This is a genomic window from Chitinophaga agrisoli (assembly GCF_008386695.1).
Lineage (GTDB): Bacteria > Bacteroidota > Bacteroidia > Chitinophagales > Chitinophagaceae > Chitinophaga > Chitinophaga agrisoli.
In genome coordinates this window covers 1-666 of the sequence record NZ_VUOC01000088.1, presented here as the reverse complement: position 1 = coordinate 666, position 666 = coordinate 1, and the positions used below count along the sequence as shown (strand labels likewise).

Annotated in this window: 1 protein-coding gene; it reads left to right on the top strand. The window is 46.5% G+C overall.

Annotated elements, in window-relative coordinates:
- A partial coding sequence (locus F0L74_RS34670) for an elongation factor 1-alpha C-terminal domain-related protein (RefSeq protein ID WP_213087178.1) occupies window positions 1–550 on the top strand: 550 nt, incomplete at its 5' end.
- Between the last annotated feature and the right edge of the window lie 116 nt (window positions 551–666).

Genomic DNA, 666 nt, shown 5'->3' with positions numbered 1-666 from the left:
CCCCGCCAACATCACTACTGAAGTCAAATCTGTGGAGATGCACCACGAAGCTCTCCAAGAAGCTGTACCTGGAGACAATGTAGGTTTCAACGTAAAGAACGTGTCCGTCAAGGAATTGCGTCGTGGTTATGTTGCTGGTGACTCCAAAAACAACCCACCTAAGGGTGCTGCAGATTTTACAGCTCAAGTCATTGTGCTTAACCATCCTGGTCAAATCTCAAACGGTTACACACCAGTGTTGGATTGCCACACTGCCCACATTGCCTGCAAATTTGCAGAAATCAAAGAAAAAGTTGACCGTCGTACTGGTAAATCTACTGAAGTCAACCCAAAATCCATCAAGTCTGGAGATGCAGCCATTGTCAACTTGGTACCTTCCAAGCCTCTATGTGTAGAGTCCTTCCAGGAATTCCCACCCCTCGGTCGTTTTGCTGTCCGTGACATGAGGCAGACAGTTGCTGTCGGAGTCATCAAGGCTGTCAACTTCAAGGAGGCTGGTGGTGGCAAGGTCACTAAAGCTGCCGAAAAGGCCACCAAGGGCAAGAAGTAGCTAGAGCTGTTAACAGCACAATTTTTCATACAACTGCGATACTTCATTCACCGAAAGGTGTTTCGAAGGAAAAAAGGGCTACAAACTCATTCCTTTTCTATATTTTTTACAAGGCG